Origin of the sequence: Robertmurraya phoenicis, from assembly GCF_047302285.1 — a bacterium.
Taxonomy (GTDB): Bacteria; Bacillota; Bacilli; order Bacillales; family Cytobacillaceae; genus Robertmurraya.
This window is the reverse complement of record NZ_CP154845.1, coordinates 2,387,747-2,405,081: the sequence shown is the minus strand read 5'-3', so window position 1 is coordinate 2,405,081 and position 17,335 is coordinate 2,387,747. Positions and strand designations below refer to the sequence as shown.

Genomic DNA, 17,335 nt, shown 5'->3' with positions numbered 1-17,335 from the left:
TGAGTGAGCCAATGACCTCCAGGTTACAATTAGAAGGATACTGAAATATTCACCTAAAAAGGGTGAGATATTCCCATTGCTCACTCATAGTCAGTATATTTACGGTACACTGGTAGAAACTTGCAGGCCATATCCCCGCGATTATATGAGTGAATGGATATATTCATATGTACGAAAGTATTATAGGAGGTAAAATGTATTTTGTAAATGGTTGAAGATGGAATATAGGGGTTGTTCGTCCTGTTAAATCGTGCTAATAATGAGTAATAGATCGAGTTTTGGAGGTGTAATAAATGGAAATACGGCAATTGAAATATTTTCTTACAATAGCAAAATGCAAAAGTATTACGAAGGCGGCAGAAATTTTGCATGTCTCTCAACCAGCTTTGAGTAAAATGATGAAGGGATTAGAAGATGAACTTGGCATGACCTTACTCTTGCGTTCAAATAAATCGAATGAGCTCACTGATGCTGGGGTAATCGTTATGGAATATGCACAAAAGATTTTTTCTGAAATTGATAATATGAGTAGGACTCTGAATGATTTAACCAACTTAGAAAAGGGAGAGATACAAATAGGGCTCCCTCCGATCATCGGAAGTCTCTTTTTTCCCAATATGATGGCTGATTTTCATAAAAAATATCCGAAAATAAAAATGAATGTAACGGAATACGGTGCAGCGAAAGTCGTCAAATCTGTTGATGATGGAGAACTAGATCTTGGCGTTGTTGTTCTTCCGGTGAATGGGAGAATCTTTAACATTTATCCAATTGTCGAAGAGAGGATGAAACTGTTGGTGTATCATGAACATCGCCTGGCAAGCTCTAAAAAAGTCCATCTTAAAGAACTTAAAGATGAAGAACTTATCTTTTATCATGAGGATTTTGCTTTACATGACATCCTGTGGAAGAAATTTATTCAAGTAGGGGTTGAACCGAATATTTTATTTAAAAGCTCTCAATGGGATTTAATGTCTGAAATGGTTGCCGCCAACCTAGGAGTAACGATTCTCCCAGATTCGATTTGTAATCGGGTCACAAATGAAAAGGTTCGAATCATTGAGTTTGTACCTGTCACGCCATGGAATCTTGCGGTCATTACCAAAAAGGATAAATATCTCTCATATGCAGGAAGAACGTTTATCAATTATATTTCCAATCATTCTTCAACTCGAATAGGATATAACCTAAAGTTATGAAAGATATAATAAATATGTATTTTACGCATGCACTTGAACGTTGTAATATGTTCATATCCATTTAAAAGGAGGGAGCATGCGGATGAAAATAATCATGATTGCCACACAAATTCTATTTATTCATTTGTTTTTGTTTTTAGGCGTTGGTATTAAAGCTTTACTTCCGATTCCCATTCCTGCCTCCATGATCGGACTATTCCTACTTTTTATTGCACTTTGTTTAAAAATCGTAAAAATAGAATGGGTGGAGAAGGGAGCAACCTGGCTAATAGCAGAGCTCCTTCTCTTTTTCGTTCCAGCAGCAGTTGGCATTATCAATTATGATGAAATTTTAAGTCTACAAGGATTTGAAACATTACTTTTGATCGGACTTAGTACCTTGATTGTTATGGGCTCAACAGCCTTTATCGCAGATATTATTTTTAAAAAGAAAGAGCGTGATCCAGTATGATGTATGTTGGTATGACTGTTATTACTTGTCTCTTTTATTTTTTTACTAAAAAAATGTATCAAAAATATTCTATTGCTATTTTTCATCCACTATTACTTTGTCCATTTTTATTGATTATGATGATTATGCCTCTTCATATATCTGCCGATCAGTATATGGAGGGAACTGCTGCTTTAACTCATTTGTTGGGGCCAGCTACGATTGCCTTTGCTATTCCGATTTATAAACATCTTCCGGTTATTAAGAAAAATATTTCCATCATCCTTATCAGTTTAACAAGCGGAACCCTTGTTGCGATATTTAGTTCGTTTGCATTGTCATTGGTGTTTAAATTGAACTCAAACTTTTTGATTAGTGTTTTACCTCGATCGATTACAACTCCAATTGCAATAGAGGTTTCAAAAGATATCGGTGGTCTGCCAACTTTAACAACGGTCTTCGTTATCATTACAGGTATAGTGGGAGGAATTATCGGCCCTCATGTAATCAATGGTCTTTCGATTCAATCTCCATTAGCAAGAGGACTGGCGCTCGGGATGAGTGCCCATGGGGTTGGTACTTCGAAAGCAAGGGAATATGGGGAACAGGAAGCAACCTTTTCAACCTTAGCGATGATTTTTGCTGCATTCATTACCATGATTTGGGCAAAATCACTTATACCGGCGTTGATTCATCTTACTTCAGTGATCTAAAAAGCAGGAGCACTTTTGCATCCTGCTTTTGTTACAATGATCAGTAATCCGTTACAATCATATCCCGGTCTAAAAATTTCTCAATTTCTTCGCTTATCTGATACGAAATTTGCGGAGAATCATAATTTTCAAATACGTATTCGCATTCGTTTTTGTAGGCCATAATTTCATCATAATGGGCTAGATGACGTTCAATATCTGCCTCATTATCGCCTCGTTCTTTTTGTCTGCTTATAACCGTATCCCGGTTTGCATAAATGAAAAATCTCATCACACGATCCCCGTACACATTCTTTAATTTTTCCGTACCTTCTGGATTTAAGGTTAAGTAGACGAGATGGTGATTTTCGAAGGCTTTTACAATATCTGCTTCTCGTATACCATAATGGATGCCATCTGTTTCAACAGCTTCTAAAAATTCACCGTCTTGATGTAACTTCATAAATGTTTCTTCATCTACAAAATGATAGTCTTCCCCATTTATTTCATAATGGCGAGGAGGACGTGTCGTGTAAGAAAGCACCGTTTCCATATCAAAAGCCGTCGCCACCATTTTCGCCACTGTTTTCCTTCCAGAACCATCTGGCCCTGTATAGATAAAAAGCTTTTCTTTTTCTTTAATTTTGTACATAGACGAACCTCCTTTTTCAAGTTATTAGACGCCCATTGCCATAGATACAGCCGCCGAGTTTGTTCCTATTTATATTATATCAGAATTTTTGTAAAATTAGAATATTTTGTCAGAGATTATGTATTTTTAACAAACCCTTTTTGTTGTCCTAATTGGTCCAGTCGTCGTTCAACTCGTTACACAATTTTTTTAGAGAGGACAAAAGGCATTCCTAAAAGAGAATGTCTTTTGTCATGGAATTACCAAAGTAACTCATATAATTGTCCATTAATGAGATTGGTATCAATCGGACAAACGTTTGAATCTCTACCATATTGCCAGCCCCATACATTCGCCTTACAAGGTGGCTTTCGTGGACGGAAGTTGGGAGCTCTTCTAGCCTTCGTTACCCCAGACTCTGGTTCAGCACTCCATAAAATTACTTGATTGCCTACTTTACTATCGTTGGCCACAGCTTCACAATAGGCTCGACTGAACGGACCGGTGACAGGATCATGATAAATCCCAGGCTTATAGCCACTGGTATATATACCATCAACAAAACCTCTAATCCAGGCCTCGTCTATGTCATAGTGATTTTCAATATTGGCAAAAATGACTTTGCCATTTGGCACCCCAATTCTCCTCGCTTGATATATTGTATTCTGAGCGACAACTGCGCCTTCTCTATAACCGATCGCCTGATCGAAATTGCTGTATATGGGAAGGACCTTGGTGCCGCTATTGTGGAGCAAGTTTACTTCTTCTTTTGTTAACACATCCACCTTTCCCGGAATAGGGGCTAAATATCTTCCCCAATAGGTTGGTTTCCCAAAGTTCTTTAGTACACAATCATATAAATCCTTCGATACCGTAGTGGCTGAATCCACTCCCCAATAATATGGCAATGTACTATCTCCTTTCTATAGAACATCTTTAACTATAGATTTTATTCCCATTTCAGCTTGTCATAGACCAATATAATATTTTAAAGAAATTCTATAATTTTGGAAATGATGTCATAAAATCTGACATATTAGTTGAAAGGAGAGGAGGATCTGTATACGCTAATACTAATTAGTAGGAGGGAGGACGGTCGTATCGAGAAAAGAAGGAAGCCTTTTAAATTTAGAAGGGTTGGAGTATTAAGTGTAAGTGCAGCAGCATCAGCGCTAGCAGCTTCATATTTTTATGCCTCTAGCAAATCTAGAAACAGTAAAAATCAATATTTTCCATTATCGCGAGATGATAGAGAGGAGAGGCCTTAAGAAAAGAAATAGAATAGGATTAGTTATCTTCAAAAATTCATGGACCTAATCGTGGTCCTTTTATTTTGAACATAAAAAACAGGGAGAAAATATCCCCCCATTATTGGTACGGAAACTGCGTAGAGTAATTACTAAATTGCTGGTGAGCTTGATCGATTTTTTGTTGTTCAGCCGCTTCTAGTTTATACCATCCTTTTTTAAACATAAGATTAAAAAGTTGTCTTGAACTATGATGCGTTTCTTCTAGCATATTCAGTAATTCATTGTATAACTGGTCATGACTCGCTTCACGAACAGCGATATTTAAACTATCTGTTAAATATTTACACGTAGAAAGGCCATCATTCATAAAATCTCTTTCATTCATTTCTGGTGTTTTTACTTTTGGTAATTGCCCAGTAGAAGGATTAGCTATTTGCTTGTTTTGTTGTTGGTTTTGCATCCATTTTCACCTGCTTTCTTTAATGCTGTTGACCTTGATTCGGATTCGGTACATTTGACATGATCGCATTGTTATTCACTTGTAAGTGGGTAAGTAAACGTTGATAATGATTTTGATGCATTCTTCCTGCCTGTTCGAATGATTGTTTAATTTCCTGATCATTTACTTGTTCAGCATAAAAGTGGAACTTCTTAAAAGCAAGTAATTCCCAAGACATTGCATCCTTTAAATAAGACAAGTCTTTTGTTGTAATCGCCGGTGGAGGCGAAGTCATTGGTGATTGCTGTGAATATTGCATAATCTACTCCTTTATTCGTTTTTTATCATTACCATAAGAGATGATGAAGCAAATCATACTTCATTTCCCTTTTTCCCATCATTCCCTTTATCGACCCCGGTTGCATTATTAATGGTTTGTGAAACGAGGTTGAGACCCTGATCCATCGCATTCATAGAATCTGCCTTTTGCCCCCGCTTATTAGCTTTCTTCACTTATGTACACCTCCTCATTTCTAGGTTTCCAATAACCAATTAGGTTATTCATGCCAGGACAGATCTTCTAAAAAACGACTAAATCACATACATATTTATAAGTGATGAAGCTATTGTAAGGAGGTCTGACGTTTGAATTTTGAACAAGAACGAGCCATTTTATTCGGAGAAAATTTAATACATTTCGCCAATTATGTTCGTCATAGCCAAGATAAAGACTATCTTTTTGATCCAGATAAACTTTTCCGGCTTAAAAATCTTATCGATGAGTATCGTTTGCAAGCTTTAGGAGCAGAGATTGTACGACTTAATCAATTTTGTTGGGAACCTCGTGAAAGCGAACGATTAATTGAAAGAGCTAGTCAAGCAATCGCTAATATTGATGAATATATTCAAAATAATATGAACGGATTGTTTATTTTTTCTGCACGGGTTTATACCTTAAAGAAGCATTATTAAAGCTTGTATTTTACCAATGAAAGCTTGACCGTTATAATAAGAGGGATAAAGAAGTAAAAGGGGAACAATCGCTTGAAAACAAAACGAATCACTTTTATTATTCCGATCATGATTATTGTTGGAGTGGTAGCCACTTGGATGCTACAAACAGGCTATTCTGAAATTGACTTTTCCATTAGAATGCTTATTACTCTAGGAGCGGTCATTTTTTCAGGAATCATTTCTTATTTTCTCTTTCCAGAGAATGAAGGCAATAAACGAGGATGAAATCAAATGGTTTCATCTTTTTTGTTGTTTATCAAATGATGAACAGTAGAAAATAAAATGAGATTTTTGTACACTTATGTCTATCGTAGGGAAAAAGAAAGGATGTTCATATGTTTGATATTGTAAATATCGATTGGGAAGGTTTGTTAATTAAAGGCGGCTTGATTATCCTACAAATTATTGGAGTATTGATCGCCTTTTGGCTCATCAGACGAATTGTTCGAAAAATCCTAGATAGTACATTTCAAAATGTCATGAAACGTCAGGATATAAGTGAAGGTCGAGCATTAACTTTGCATCGCTTAACTGAAAATATATGTTCATATGCATTGATTTTTGTTCTTATCCTTACTGTATTTAGTATTCTTGACATCCCTATTGCAAGCTTACTCGCTGGTGCTGGTATCGTTGGTCTAGCAGTTGGTTTCGGTGCCCAAGGTCTTGTTAGTGACGTCGTGACAGGCTTCTTCCTGCTATTAGAGAAACAAATCGATGTCAATGATTACGTCACTGTTGGCAACTATGATGGAATTGTTGAAGCGGTAGGATTGCGAACAACGCAAATTCGCAGCTTCGACGGGACTCTACACTATATTCCGAACCGTGAAATTACCAGTTTAAGCAATCATTCACGAGGGAATATGCGGGCATTGGTAGATATCGGAATTTCTTATGCAGATGATATAGACCAAGCGGTTGATGTCATGCAGCGAGCGTGTGAAAGAGTTGCAGAAGAAACACCAACGATTGTAGAAGGGCCTAATGTTCTTGGTGTACAAGCCTTTGGTACTTCTGATGTCATACTCCGTGTTATCGCGAAAACGGTAAACGGTGAGCAATGGACAGTAGAACGATTATTAAGAAAAGCAATAAAAGAAGCATTTGACGAAAATGGGATAGAAATTCCATTCCCGCATCAAGTGTTCATTCAAAGAAATGCTGATTCACAACAAAAATCATTAGAATAATCGTGAATAAGCCGCTCAACATTTTTGTTGGCGGCTCTTCCAAACCCTAAAGGAATTTCTTAATATCTAAAATGACTTGCAAATGCATTCCTTCATGGAAGATCGTGCGAATAAGAACCAGTTCAATTGTGTGCATTCCCATTTCTGTCGCTTCAAACTCTTCTTCTAGTCGCTCACCAAATCGATTCTTTATTTCAATTGGTTGGATCTGTAAAAATTTCTTTAAATCTTCTAAAGTTGGGGTTTCAGACGTAAAATCACTAGGGGATGTTCCATAACCAAACCATTTATGAAAGGCTTCAGGCACATCTGCTTTTTCTTTTGTAACTGCCTGAATCCAAAGATATTGATCTAAATAGATATGTCCTAAATTCCAACGAATATTATTGTTAAATCCTTGTGGAATGATCTCCGCTTTCTCCTCACTTACATTCTTAATTGCTTCTAAAATTTCAGAACGGTATGTTTCTAATTGATTGAATAGTACTTCTTGTCTCTTATTCAATGATCCTCTCTCCTTATAGTGTTTTCATCAAAAGAATACGAGATTTATTTGAAAAATCCTCCTCAAATTTCGCCATTATCTTAATTCTTGGACAATTTTATTTTGTTTTGGAATAATAGGAGTAGCTAAACATTAAAAATAAAGGAGTGCAACTAGTGACAACGACATACAAATCAAGGGCAGATGTCCCTTTAGAAGAAAAGTGGAATTTAGAAGATCTTTACGTCAGTCTTCAAAAATGGGAAGAGGACTTGCAAGCGATAGACAAAAATGCAAGGGAATTAAAAACGTTTGATGGCAATATACATAACGGAATACAGTTGTTTCTATTTTTAAAGAAGCAAGAGGAATTGTCTTTTAAATTTAATCATGTCTTCGCCTATGCCATGTTAAAGGTCGATGAGGACACGCGTGATACGGCTTCCCAATCATTAATGGACCGGGCGAGAGCCTTAAGTGTAAAAGTTAGTTCTGCAACGTCTTTCTTCATGCCGTTTTTGCTTAGTCTAGATGAAGAAACGTTGAAAAAATATATTGCAGAAGAAGAAGGATTAGCTTATTTCGAAGAAGATTTATTTGAATCTTTCCGCTACAAAAAGCATGTTTTGAGCAAAGAGCAAGAGGCCATTATGTCTCAGCTTGGCGAAGCATTATCTGCCCCAGCAAACACATATGGAATGATCAACAATGCCGATATTAAATTTGGAGAAGTGACCAATGATAAAGGGGAAAAAGTTGAACTGACACGGGGGATGTATTCAAAATTAAGTGAGGATGAAGATCGAGAAAAGAGAAAAGAGGCTTACAAAGCTTACTACAAGCCCTATCTTCAAATGAAAAACTCAATTGCTTCAACCTTATCAGCAGCCATTAAAAATAATGTCACTACCTCGAAAATCCGTAACTATCCATCTGCACTTGAAAAAGGATTGTTTGCGGACAATGTCCCGAAAGACGTATATGAAAATCTAATTCAGGCCACGAAAGAAAACATTGCCCCATTGCACCAGTATTCTGAATTACGAAAAGAAATGCTTGGTCTAAATGAGCTGAGACAATATGATATGAATGTTCCGCTCGTAAGTGGTGTTAAGCAAGAAATCCCATTTGAGAAAGCTTATGAAGTGATGTTAAAGGCTTTAGCACCACTTGGTGAAGATTACGTTAATACATTAAAGGATTTCAAAAAGTCTCGATACTTTGATGTGAGAGAAACTCCTGGTAAGCGATCAGGTGCTTATAATCTCGGTGTATACGGTGTTCACCCATACATTCTTTTAAATCATCAGGATGATCTAGATAGCTTATTTACGCTTGTTCATGAATGTGGCCATGGAGTTCATAGCAAATTAAGCTCCCAATATCAACCGCAAATTACTGCACGTTATAGTATTTTCGTCGCTGAAGTTGCTTCCACAGTGAACGAAGTCTTGCTGATTAATTATTTGCTCGAAAACGAAAAAGATGAAAAAGTTAAACGTCATCTTCTCAATCATTTTATCGATAAATTTAGAGGAACGTTCTTCACACAAGTAATGTTTGCCGAATTTGAAAAGTTAACACATGAAAAAGCCGAACAAGGTGAACCATTAAATGTCGAAGTCTTTAATAATATTTATGAAACCTTATTAAAAGAATACTATGGCGAATCAATCGTACCTGACGAAGAAGTTAAATATGGATGGGCAAGAATTCCACATTTTTATCGACCATTTTATGTTTATAAGTATGCGACAGGCTTTGCAGCAGCGATTCATATTGCGACAAATCTATTAGAAGGAAAGGAAGAATTCTTACATTCCTATTTAGAATTCTTAAAAAGTGGTAGCTCTGATTATCCTCTAGAACTATTGAAGAAAACAGGTGTCGATTTAACATCACCAGAACCTATCAAGAATTCTTTAGGGAAATTTAAGGAGCTAATTGAAGAATTTGCTTCTTTATAAAAAAAAACAGCCGAAGTTGAAATCCTTTGGCTGTTTTCTTTCTTTCGAACGGAGGGTTATCTTGTTCTTAAATATCATTTTTTCTATGTTCTTTATCGTAAGTATCTATTTCATTATTCAATATCGACAAAACTTACGTGTTGCAGCCAGTAGATCAAAGGATGCTCTTTATCCTGCGAATCGTACGGAAATGGATGGAATTCTTATTCCTCCAGAGTGGAGAAGGATGGAACCTTTATCTAAGCAAACAAAATCATATCAATATGTCAAATGGGCTACAATTATAACACTCGTTTTGTTGACAGTCTTATTAACATTTGCACTTACTACGGACATCCTTCATTCATCATTCTTAAGCTTTGCTTATTTATTTTTCACCTTCATAAGATTTATTAAGCATAAAGGAAATCTCTATATCTTATCGGATGGATTAATTTTGAATGGGAAAATTTATTCTTTTTATCAAATTAAATATTTTGAAACCGAACAAATTGTTCGTTGGCATGAATTATACGGATTAGATTATCGAGTCAATAATCGTTACAAATTAAGTTTTAAAATCAAACATCAATTGACTTCACCTTACTTTGTTATTGAAAGTGAGGATGAACTGAATCGCATCGTTTCCATCCTTAGTGAATACGGAATATCTCGAAGCGTTGAAAATGATACGAGTAAGGTTAAGAGGGAGCAATTGCATGATAACTAATCTCCTTTTCATCGAATGAGAAAACAATCCATGTTATACTAACCTTCAGAAAGCATGAGGGGAAAATCAATGGCTAAAGAGAAAAAATATGAAAAAGATTTATTTCCACCAGTACAAAAATATTTTTCTAAACTCAAATACGAGGTTTATGGGGAAGTAAACGATTGTGATGTTGTCGCCGTTAAAGAGGATGAATTGATTATTATAGAATTAAAATTACATTTCAACAGCGATTTACTGATCCAAGCAACGAACCGACAGCGTCTCACGGATCAAGTATATGTTGCGATTCCAAAACCACGTTTTAAACGAAACTCAAAAAAATGGCATGATATGTGCCATCTATTAAAGAGATTAGAACTTGGTTTAATGGTCGTAACATTTTTAAAAAATAGCGCAAAACTGGAAGTGATGATAGAGCCAGGTCCCTATGATCGCAAATATAGTATTCAAAGCTATAAGAAAAGACGCCAAAAGCTATTAGAAGAGATTAAAGGAAGAAATATAAACGATAATATTGGCGGTAGCAATCAAACGAAAATCATGACTGCCTATAAGGAAAATTGTATTCAGATTGCAACTTACTTCCTTCACCACGGACCATTATCACCGAAAAAGCTGCGACAATTGGGAACAGGTGAGAAGACATTATCGATCTTATCTCAAAACCATTACGGCTGGTTCAGAAGAATTGAAAGAGGAGTCTATGATCTTAGCGAGCTTGGAAAAAAAGAACTCCCTACCTATCCAGAAGTTGTGAACTATTATACAAACTTGATTACAGTAGACAACGAATGAAAGCTAGACTGAAGTCTCCCGAACTTCGGACTAGCTTTCATTTGCTACGAGCTAGTACTTCCAGCGATAATGTCCTGCAATTGGTGTCTTAAAAGAAGTTAATTTTACCTCGGCTGCAAAAGGGGGATTATTATGAATGAAATAGGGAGTACCATCCTTCGCACGCTTGTCAGAAACAATTCCCACATGATGATAACCGTCAAGAAATACGACAATATCACCTGGCTGCCACTCTTTTAAATTTTCCACATCTCCAGGTATTAAATCTGTTGTTAAGATTTCCGCATGCCTTTTGAAATAGACATTTTGATTAGGTACTCTACGAAAATCGATATTTGGGTCAGGAACACCATCTACTCGTGGATACAATTCAGTGTTAGCAGCAATATCTGCATCCATTTCATCCTTTAATTTGATATTTGCCCCTAATAAGCCACGCCATATGACATCGGTACATACTCCTTCATCATCAGGGGGATAACCACCATCATAATAATTGCTTTTATAATGGGTTCTTTGCTCAACTTCTTTCCTTGCTGCTTGAACAATATCGATTGGATCAGCTATATTATTATTGTTTTTATCGACATTTGTATATGTATCGCCAATCTCAACCTTTTGGATAAAGGGATTTTCCCAATGAATCCCTATATAATCAAGAATAATTCCTTTTCGAAAGAAGAGAATAACGGATAATAGAATGATGCATAACAAGAAAATTTTTGTTTTTTTCTTCAAAACGTTCACCTCAGTCTATTAGACGAATGAGTGATTATAATCGTTTCATGTAATTTCTGAATATTAATTAAATTATTATATATAAATATCAATATTTTATTGTTACAAAAGTGATTAAATCACCAAATGTAAGAAATTGTGAAATTTTCTTAAAAATTTACGCAATTTTTGAAAATATTATTGTTTTTTCAGAAAAATAGTTGTATGATAGCATTTGTTCATAATTTTTAACGTTTAAGGAGTATTTTTTTGTATGAAAAACAGTCTTTCATTTTCGTCTTATTCTGTCATTGGAGTTATGTTGTTCGCTCTATTTTTTGGAGCAGGTAATTTGATTTTTCCAGCCCAGCTCGGACAGAATGCTGGTACGAACTTTTGGCCAGCTGTAACCGGTTTTTTAATAACCGGTGTAGGATTACCACTTTTAGGAATTTTAGCAATGGGCTTTTCAGGTAGCTCAAATTTACAGGACTTAGCAAGTCGTGTTCATCCGATATATGGTGTCTTTTTTACTTCGCTACTATATTTAACTATCGGCCCTTTCTTTGCGACACCACGAACAGGAACGGTAGCATTCGATATTGGAATTTCACCCTTTGTTGGAGAAGCGTATACACAACTCGGACTTCTTATTTTCACGATTGTATTCTTTGGAATTACGTTATGGTTATCGTTGAATCCAGCAAAAATCGTTGATCGGGTAGGAAAAATCTTATCACCTGGAATTATTGTTTTACTATTTATTCTTTTAATGATGGCACTGATAAACCCAATTGGTTCTTTTGAAGCTCCACAAGTAGCATACAAAGATGGAGCATTTATCAAAGGTTTCCTTGAAGGATACAATACGATGGACGCACTTGCTTCACTAGTGTTCGGGATCATTGTGATCAACGCGATTCGCGCATTAGGTGTGACTTCAAAAAAAGAAATTTTATCTGCCACTGTGAAAACAGGAATCGTTGCTGTTGCTTTACTCGCCTTGATTTATGTTGGTATTACCTATTTAGGTGCTACTAGTACAGCAGAGTTTGGATTATTTGATACAGGTGGACCAGTATTAAGTGAAGCATCATCCTACTATTTTGGAACATTTGGATCTATATTACTAGCGATTTTAATTACACTCGCGTGTATGACAACGAGTATCGGCTTAATAACGGCATGTGGAGAATACTTCCATGCATTATTGCCGAAAATTAGCTATAAGACTTTTGTAGTCTTGTTCTCTTTACTTTCTTTTGTCATTGCAAACTTTGGATTGGCTAATATTATTACATTTTCCATCCCGGTGTTAATGTTTTTATATCCACTTGCGGTAACACTTATGATCTTAACCTTTACATCTCCATTTTTTAACCACTCGAGGTTAGTGTATATTACAGCAACCGTTGTCGCCTTTTTTATCAGTATAATTGATGGTTTTAAGACCTTATGTGATTCACTAGGAATTCCTTACTATCAATGGATGGAACCGATTATTTCCTTTTATGACAGAATGTTGCCATTCTATGCACAAGGACTCGGTTGGCTTATTCCAGTTATTATCGCAATTGTTGTTACAGGATTTATTTCCCGCTTGCAACAAACAGAAGCTATCTATGTAAAATAGCAGAAGAAACCGGTTCTAAAAAGAGAACCGGTTTTTATATGAATAGGTCATTTACTTTTCTTTCTTATCAACTTCATGTATGATAAAGACTGATCCATTTATACATAAAGGAGTTGTCGATGATGACGAAAAAAGGTTACATACAAATGCAAGATGGCAAAAAAATCGAATTTGAATTGTACCCAAATGAAGCACCTGGTACAGTTGCAAACTTCGAAAAGTTAGCAAACGAAGGCTTTTATAACGGATTAACGTTCCACCGAGTTATTCCTGGATTTGTAAGCCAAGGCGGATGTCCAGTGGGAAATGGGACAGGCGGTCCTGGATACACAATAAAATGTGAAACTGCAGGAAACCCTCATAAGCACGAAGTTGGTTCATTATCAATGGCTCATGCTGGTAAAGATACAGGTGGAAGTCAGTTCTTCATCGTTCATGAACCACAACCACATTTAAATGGCGTTCACACTGTTTTTGGTAAAGTGACTTCTGGAATGGAAACAGCCCTTAACCATAAACAAGGCGACGTAATGGAAAAAGTAGAAGTATTTGACGCATAAGAACAAAAGCGCAAGCGCCTTGATCATCGCCGTACATAACTGGAAGGACCTGTTCTTTCGATATAGGAAACCTGAATTGCGCTAGCAATTCTTGGTTGACTTATCGTAGGGAGGGGACCTGAAGTTTGTTAGGCGATAGGCGCTGGAGCTAGACGTAGATGCACTTAGTAACAAAGTTATCCACAACCGCGAAATCTATAATTTCCTAGAACATAAAAAAAGAGAGCCGCGGCTCTCTTTTTTATTTTACAGTTTTCCGTGCCCATTCAGAGATAAAATCAGCAATCCATACAAGGATGATATAGCAGAAAAGGAGGAGTGTGATATCGGAATAATGGAAGAAACTCATACTTAACTTAAATTGCTGGCCAAGGCCTCCTGCACCAACAAAACCAACAATGATCGTCGTCCTCATAATCACTTCCCAACGATACAAAATATATGTTAAAAATCGGGGAAGTACGGAAGGGATAACCCCATATAAGAGAATTTGTCCTTTATTAGCTCCAGAAGATGCTAAATGGCGAATCGGCCTCGCATCTAAGTCTTCAACAACCTCAGCACATAATTTCCCTAAAATTCCAAAGTTATGAAGAGCAAGAGCAATGGCTCCTGGTAAGATCCCAGGTTTGAAAATAAAAATAATCATCATCGCCCAAACCAACTCAGGAATCGCTCTGCTAAAAATATAGCTTAATCTGATAAGAGAAAAGGAAATCCAGCTATACCATCTTCCAGATAACGTTAACCTTCCATTTGCGACATTTCTAGCAGCTGGCAACACTGTTAAAAACATGAGAATGGTTGAGAAACCAATAGCCATAATACTCATTTGTAAAGTATCATAGGTTAAACTGATCGCATTTTTCCAGCTGTCCCAATTAAAGAAGGCTGGATCTTCCTCGCCAAATCCGAACATATTGGCAAAAAATTTCTTTGCAAATGATAGGTTTCTCTCAGAAAAAAGTTCCAGAAGACTTGCTTTATCGATGATATAAATATAACTCCATGCCAATATTAATAACCCGATTGTGAGTAAGGTAGAGAAGGGGACAAACCAATGTTTTGAGTAATGATTTAATTTGTTTCTTAATTGGCTGCTCCACCAATCAACTAAGACTACGATTGCGATTAAAAAGAAAATAAAAGTCCAGACCTCATCGTAATGTAAATCATCAAGTGAAAGCTGAATTTGATAACCCAAGCCTCCAAGGCCAACAAAACTCATAATCGCTGAAGAACGTATCCCACATTCAAACCGATACATTGTATAGCTTAACATTCCTGTTTTAACGATAGGAAAGTAGCCGTAAAAAAACAGTTGCCATTTTGATGCCCCTGTTGATTTTAATGCTTGAATGGGGGCTTCTTGAACATCAGCAAGCATATCTGCAAATATTCTCCCTAAAATGCCGCCGAAAGGGAGGGCAAGAGCAAAAATGGCTGCATATGGACTGAGACCAAAGGATGCAACAAAAATAAGAGCCCAAACTAATTCATGGATGGCTCTTAAAAATCCAAGAATGGCGCGAAAAAAGGTTTTAAGAGTTATTCCAAGACGTCCATCATCAAAAAATATACCTGACGCTAATATTCCAAGAACAAAGGCGATTACAATCGCAAGTCCAACACCTGCAACTGCATAAGATAAAGTTATCCAAGTTGATCGTACAGCAAGTAGAAGAATTTCCGGCGATAAATTTGGTTGAAATAACGCTTGCACAATTTGAAATAGTGTAGCAAAGCCTCCAGCATGAAAAAGTTCTGAATTCCACTGAACCGAAAATAAACTCCAAATAAATGCACCAATTAGAATTATCGTGAGATACGATTTTTGGTGTGTTTTAGTGAATGTCTTTCCCATTAGACTTTCTCCTTTAATACATATAAGGAGGCTAAATCATGTTCACTCACTTCATGGGCTGGTCGGTCAAAGTAAATCATTCCATCTCGCAAGGCCATAATCCTTGTGAAATATTTCTTTGCATACTCGACCGAGTGGAGACTTGCGACAAGTGTTTGGTTTTCCTCAGATACAAGTTTTGTCAAAATAGAAAGTACATCTTCTGCCCTCGCAGGATCAAGGGAAGCGACAGGTTCATCAGCTAAAATAATTTCCGGTTTTTGTACAAGTAGGCGAGCAAGGGCAACACGTTGCTGCTCACCACCAGATAAATTAGCCGTTTTCTCAAGCCATTTATCCCCTAAACCGACTCGTTCCAATGACTGGGTCGCAAGTTCTTTATCTTGGGGGAAAATTAACGAGAAGAATGACTTAAAAAATCCCCAATCCGCAAGTTTCCCTGCAAGAACATTGTGAATGACAGGCAACTGATCAACGAGATCAAATTGTTGACGAATCATACCAATTTTTTTGGCGAGCTTTTTCCGATCCTTCAGATCCTTGGGAGATAATTCATCAATGGATATTTCACCATTGTCAGGCTTGATAAAAGTAGCGATCGTATTAAGAAGAGTCGTTTTCCCAGCGCCACTTGGACCGATTAAGGCTACTTTTTCTCCCTTTTTTATAGAGAAAGAGAGGGAAGATAAGGCTATCTTCCCATCGAATTGAACGTTTAAACTTTTAGCTTCAATAATATTGTTAATCTTGTTAGATGCCAATGCATCCTCACCTCAATGCTTACTTAATGATGCCGAGTTCTTTTGCCACTTTTTCGATAGCATCATAATTATCGTTGTTTGTTTCGATAAATTTATCTGTTTCAAATATATCAAGCATGTCTTTTTGTTCTGCTCCCATTGAAAGGAGGGCTTTTTTTACTTTTTCCTTTGTTCCTTCACCGAATGCATCATCAACTGTATTGATTGTCCAGTTGTAGTCATAGTATGCAGGCGTCGTATAGAAAACATCAACTTTATTCAGATCAACGGCTCCTTCTTTCACTGCGCCTTCCCAAACTGCTTCATTTAATGCTCCTGCTTGAAATGTTCCTGATTCTACTAATTTATAGGTTTTATCATGTGAACCTGAATAGTTTGGTTCACCAGCTAGATCTTTATCAGGGTCAACCCCATTTTCTAACATATAGTATCTTGGCATTAAATGTCCAGACGTAGAACTTTCACTCCCGAATGTGAAACTTAGTCCTTTAATGTCTTCAATGCTGTCTAATTGAAGATCCTTTTGCGCGATAAAAACAGAGTGAAAGTCTTCGTCACGAGGTCTTTGAGCAATAGCCTCTGAACCATCAACAAGACTCATAGCTTGTACGCTTGTTAAACCACCAAACCACGCCAGTTGAATTTCTCCCCGTTCAAATGCTGTAACGAGTGCAGCATAGTCGACGGACGGTACATATTTAACTTCCAATCCTGTCTCATTCGCTAAATAATCAGCAATTTGTTCCATGCTTCTATTTAGATCCGCAGCGTTTTGATCAGGGATCGCCCCAATTTTAAAAACTTCATTCGTTCCTGCTTCTGTATCCTCTTTATCATTTCCAGTACAAGCTGATAATACGAACATAATCATAAGTGAGAAAGCTAAGATTACTAGTTTTTTCATTTAAATCCTCCTGATGTAAATTTACGACCATAGTAATTATAGTAGATAGAATGAATAAATAATAGAGAATTCCGGTGTATATCTATCTAT

Annotated in this window: 21 protein-coding genes and 1 riboswitch; of the genes, 11 read left to right on the top strand and 10 right to left on the bottom strand. The window is 36.6% G+C overall.

Features of this window, described 5'->3' with window-relative positions:
- Nucleotides 1-67 precede the first annotated feature (67 nt).
- A riboswitch (purine riboswitch) is annotated at nt 68-169 on the bottom strand.
- A 124-nt stretch (nt 170-293) separates the two neighbouring features.
- From AA0X71_RS11885 to AA0X71_RS11875, 3 genes are all read left to right on the top strand, one after another.
- Complete coding sequence (locus tag AA0X71_RS11885) at nt 294-1,199, top strand: LysR family transcriptional regulator (protein ID WP_413362388.1); 906 nt, start codon at nt 294-296, stop codon at nt 1,197-1,199.
- An 82-nt stretch (nt 1,200-1,281) separates the two neighbouring features.
- Nucleotides 1,282-1,650, top strand: a complete 369-nt coding sequence (locus AA0X71_RS11880) for a CidA/LrgA family protein (RefSeq protein WP_413362386.1) — start codon at nt 1,282-1,284, stop codon at nt 1,648-1,650.
- Complete coding sequence (locus AA0X71_RS11875) at nt 1,647-2,342, top strand: LrgB family protein (RefSeq protein WP_413362384.1); 696 nt, start codon at nt 1,647-1,649, stop codon at nt 2,340-2,342. Before AA0X71_RS11880 ends, AA0X71_RS11875 begins: the two co-directional genes overlap by 4 nt.
- A 40-nt stretch (nt 2,343-2,382) precedes the next feature.
- Here AA0X71_RS11875 and AA0X71_RS11870 read toward each other — a convergent pair whose 3' ends face one another.
- The 5 genes from AA0X71_RS11870 to AA0X71_RS11850 form a co-directional block, all read right to left on the bottom strand.
- A complete protein-coding gene (locus tag AA0X71_RS11870; protein WP_413362382.1) occupies nt 2,383-2,973 on the bottom strand; it encodes a guanylate kinase in 591 nt (196 codons plus the stop codon).
- 239 nt (nt 2,974-3,212) lie between these two features.
- Entirely contained in the window at nt 3,213-3,860 is a 648-nt protein-coding gene (locus tag AA0X71_RS11865) for a glycoside hydrolase domain-containing protein (RefSeq protein WP_413362380.1), read from the bottom strand.
- A gap of 460 nt (nt 3,861-4,320) precedes the next feature.
- Complete coding sequence (locus tag AA0X71_RS11860; protein WP_413362378.1) at nt 4,321-4,662, bottom strand: spore coat protein; 342 nt, start codon at nt 4,660-4,662, stop codon at nt 4,321-4,323.
- A 19-nt stretch (nt 4,663-4,681) separates the two neighbouring features.
- Nucleotides 4,682-4,960, bottom strand: a complete 279-nt coding sequence (locus AA0X71_RS11855) for a ferritin-like domain-containing protein (protein WP_413362376.1) — start codon at nt 4,958-4,960, stop codon at nt 4,682-4,684.
- Nucleotides 4,961-5,013: 53 nt separating this feature from the next.
- Nucleotides 5,014-5,154, bottom strand: a complete 141-nt coding sequence (locus AA0X71_RS11850; protein ID WP_413362374.1) for a hypothetical protein — start codon at nt 5,152-5,154, stop codon at nt 5,014-5,016.
- A 132-nt stretch (nt 5,155-5,286) separates the two neighbouring features.
- Here AA0X71_RS11850 and AA0X71_RS11845 point away from each other — a divergent pair, with 132 nt between their 5' ends.
- From AA0X71_RS11845 to AA0X71_RS11835, 3 genes are all read left to right on the top strand, one after another.
- Nucleotides 5,287-5,613: a hypothetical protein gene (locus AA0X71_RS11845; RefSeq protein ID WP_413362372.1), complete on the top strand. Its 327-nt coding sequence runs from the start codon at nt 5,287-5,289 to the stop codon at nt 5,611-5,613.
- Nucleotides 5,614-5,685: 72 nt separating this feature from the next.
- Nucleotides 5,686-5,880 (top strand): histidine kinase, encoded by a 195-nt coding sequence (locus AA0X71_RS11840; protein ID WP_413362370.1) that lies wholly within the window; start codon nt 5,686-5,688, stop codon nt 5,878-5,880.
- A gap of 110 nt (nt 5,881-5,990) precedes the next feature.
- Nucleotides 5,991-6,848 (top strand): mechanosensitive ion channel family protein, encoded by an 858-nt coding sequence (locus AA0X71_RS11835; RefSeq protein WP_413362368.1) that lies wholly within the window; start codon nt 5,991-5,993, stop codon nt 6,846-6,848.
- Nucleotides 6,849-6,894: 46 nt separating this feature from the next.
- Here the strand turns inward: AA0X71_RS11835 and AA0X71_RS11830 are convergent, their stop codons facing one another.
- Nucleotides 6,895-7,353 carry a DinB family protein gene (locus tag AA0X71_RS11830; RefSeq protein ID WP_413362366.1) on the bottom strand — a complete coding sequence of 153 codons (459 nt, stop codon included), beginning with the start codon at nt 7,351-7,353 and terminating at the stop codon, nt 6,895-6,897.
- A 155-nt stretch (nt 7,354-7,508) separates the two neighbouring features.
- Here AA0X71_RS11830 and pepF point away from each other — a divergent pair, with 155 nt between their 5' ends.
- The 3 genes from pepF to AA0X71_RS11815 all read left to right on the top strand — a co-directional run bounded on the left by pepF (nt 7,509) and on the right by AA0X71_RS11815 (nt 10,806).
- The gene (pepF, locus tag AA0X71_RS11825) at nt 7,509-9,299 is read left to right on the top strand and encodes an oligoendopeptidase F (RefSeq protein WP_413362364.1); all 1,791 of its coding nucleotides are present in this window, start codon (nt 7,509-7,511) and stop codon (nt 9,297-9,299) included.
- A 61-nt stretch (nt 9,300-9,360) separates the two neighbouring features.
- The gene (locus tag AA0X71_RS11820) at nt 9,361-10,008 is read left to right on the top strand and encodes a hypothetical protein (protein WP_413362362.1); all 648 of its coding nucleotides are present in this window, start codon (nt 9,361-9,363) and stop codon (nt 10,006-10,008) included.
- 69 nt (nt 10,009-10,077) lie between these two features.
- A complete protein-coding gene (locus AA0X71_RS11815; protein WP_413362360.1) occupies nt 10,078-10,806 on the top strand; it encodes a DUF2161 domain-containing phosphodiesterase in 729 nt (242 codons plus the stop codon).
- Between the two features lie 51 nt (nt 10,807-10,857).
- Here the strand turns inward: AA0X71_RS11815 and AA0X71_RS11810 are convergent, their stop codons facing one another.
- Nucleotides 10,858-11,553 (bottom strand): DUF1287 domain-containing protein, encoded by a 696-nt coding sequence (locus tag AA0X71_RS11810; RefSeq protein WP_413362358.1) that lies wholly within the window; start codon nt 11,551-11,553, stop codon nt 10,858-10,860.
- A 244-nt stretch (nt 11,554-11,797) separates the two neighbouring features.
- Between AA0X71_RS11810 and brnQ the strand changes: the two genes are divergently transcribed.
- Nucleotides 11,798-13,156: a branched-chain amino acid transport system II carrier protein gene (brnQ, locus tag AA0X71_RS11805; RefSeq protein WP_413362356.1), complete on the top strand. Its 1,359-nt coding sequence runs from the start codon at nt 11,798-11,800 to the stop codon at nt 13,154-13,156.
- Nucleotides 13,157-13,278: 122 nt separating this feature from the next.
- Nucleotides 13,279-13,716, top strand: coding sequence for a peptidylprolyl isomerase (locus AA0X71_RS11800; RefSeq protein WP_413362567.1), 438 nt, complete (start codon nt 13,279-13,281; stop codon nt 13,714-13,716).
- Nucleotides 13,717-13,957: 241 nt separating this feature from the next.
- On the opposite strand, the gene AA0X71_RS11795 is transcribed toward AA0X71_RS11800, so the two are convergent.
- The 3 genes from AA0X71_RS11795 to AA0X71_RS11785 are packed head-to-tail and all read right to left on the bottom strand — an operon-like array spanning nt 13,958 to nt 17,245.
- Nucleotides 13,958-15,580 carry a PhnE/PtxC family ABC transporter permease gene (locus AA0X71_RS11795; protein ID WP_413362354.1) on the bottom strand — a complete coding sequence of 541 codons (1,623 nt, stop codon included), beginning with the start codon at nt 15,578-15,580 and terminating at the stop codon, nt 13,958-13,960.
- Nucleotides 15,580-16,341 (bottom strand): phosphonate ABC transporter ATP-binding protein, encoded by a 762-nt coding sequence (locus tag AA0X71_RS11790; protein ID WP_413362352.1) that lies wholly within the window; start codon nt 16,339-16,341, stop codon nt 15,580-15,582. The genes AA0X71_RS11795 and AA0X71_RS11790 overlap by 1 nt, the downstream gene beginning before the upstream one ends.
- Before the next feature lie 19 nt (nt 16,342-16,360).
- Nucleotides 16,361-17,245 carry a putative selenate ABC transporter substrate-binding protein gene (locus AA0X71_RS11785; protein ID WP_413362350.1) on the bottom strand — a complete coding sequence of 295 codons (885 nt, stop codon included), beginning with the start codon at nt 17,243-17,245 and terminating at the stop codon, nt 16,361-16,363.
- Nucleotides 17,246-17,335: the final 90 nt, after the last annotated feature.

What these genes read in the sequence shown, in the direction of transcription:
- AA0X71_RS11885 (WP_413362388.1), top strand. Translation starts at nt 294, where the DNA reads ATGGAAATACGGCAATTGAAATATTTTCTTACAATAGCAAAATGCAAA.
- AA0X71_RS11880 (WP_413362386.1), top strand. Translation starts at nt 1,282, where the DNA reads ATGAAAATAATCATGATTGCCACACAAATTCTATTTATTCATTTGTTT.
- AA0X71_RS11875 (WP_413362384.1), top strand. Translation starts at nt 1,647, where the DNA reads ATGATGTATGTTGGTATGACTGTTATTACTTGTCTCTTTTATTTTTTT.
- AA0X71_RS11870 (WP_413362382.1), bottom strand. Translation starts at nt 2,973, where the DNA reads ATGTACAAAATTAAAGAAAAAGAAAAGCTTTTTATCTATACAGGGCCA.
- AA0X71_RS11860 (WP_413362378.1), bottom strand. Translation starts at nt 4,662, where the DNA reads ATGCAAAACCAACAACAAAACAAGCAAATAGCTAATCCTTCTACTGGG.
- AA0X71_RS11855 (WP_413362376.1), bottom strand. Translation starts at nt 4,960, where the DNA reads ATGCAATATTCACAGCAATCACCAATGACTTCGCCTCCACCGGCGATT.
- AA0X71_RS11835 (WP_413362368.1), top strand. Translation starts at nt 5,991, where the DNA reads ATGTTTGATATTGTAAATATCGATTGGGAAGGTTTGTTAATTAAAGGC.
- AA0X71_RS11815 (WP_413362360.1), top strand. Translation starts at nt 10,078, where the DNA reads ATGGCTAAAGAGAAAAAATATGAAAAAGATTTATTTCCACCAGTACAA.
- brnQ (WP_413362356.1), top strand. Translation starts at nt 11,798, where the DNA reads ATGAAAAACAGTCTTTCATTTTCGTCTTATTCTGTCATTGGAGTTATG.
- AA0X71_RS11800 (WP_413362567.1), top strand. Translation starts at nt 13,279, where the DNA reads ATGACGAAAAAAGGTTACATACAAATGCAAGATGGCAAAAAAATCGAA.
- AA0X71_RS11795 (WP_413362354.1), bottom strand. Translation starts at nt 15,580, where the DNA reads ATGGGAAAGACATTCACTAAAACACACCAAAAATCGTATCTCACGATA.
- AA0X71_RS11785 (WP_413362350.1), bottom strand. Translation starts at nt 17,245, where the DNA reads ATGAAAAAACTAGTAATCTTAGCTTTCTCACTTATGATTATGTTCGTA.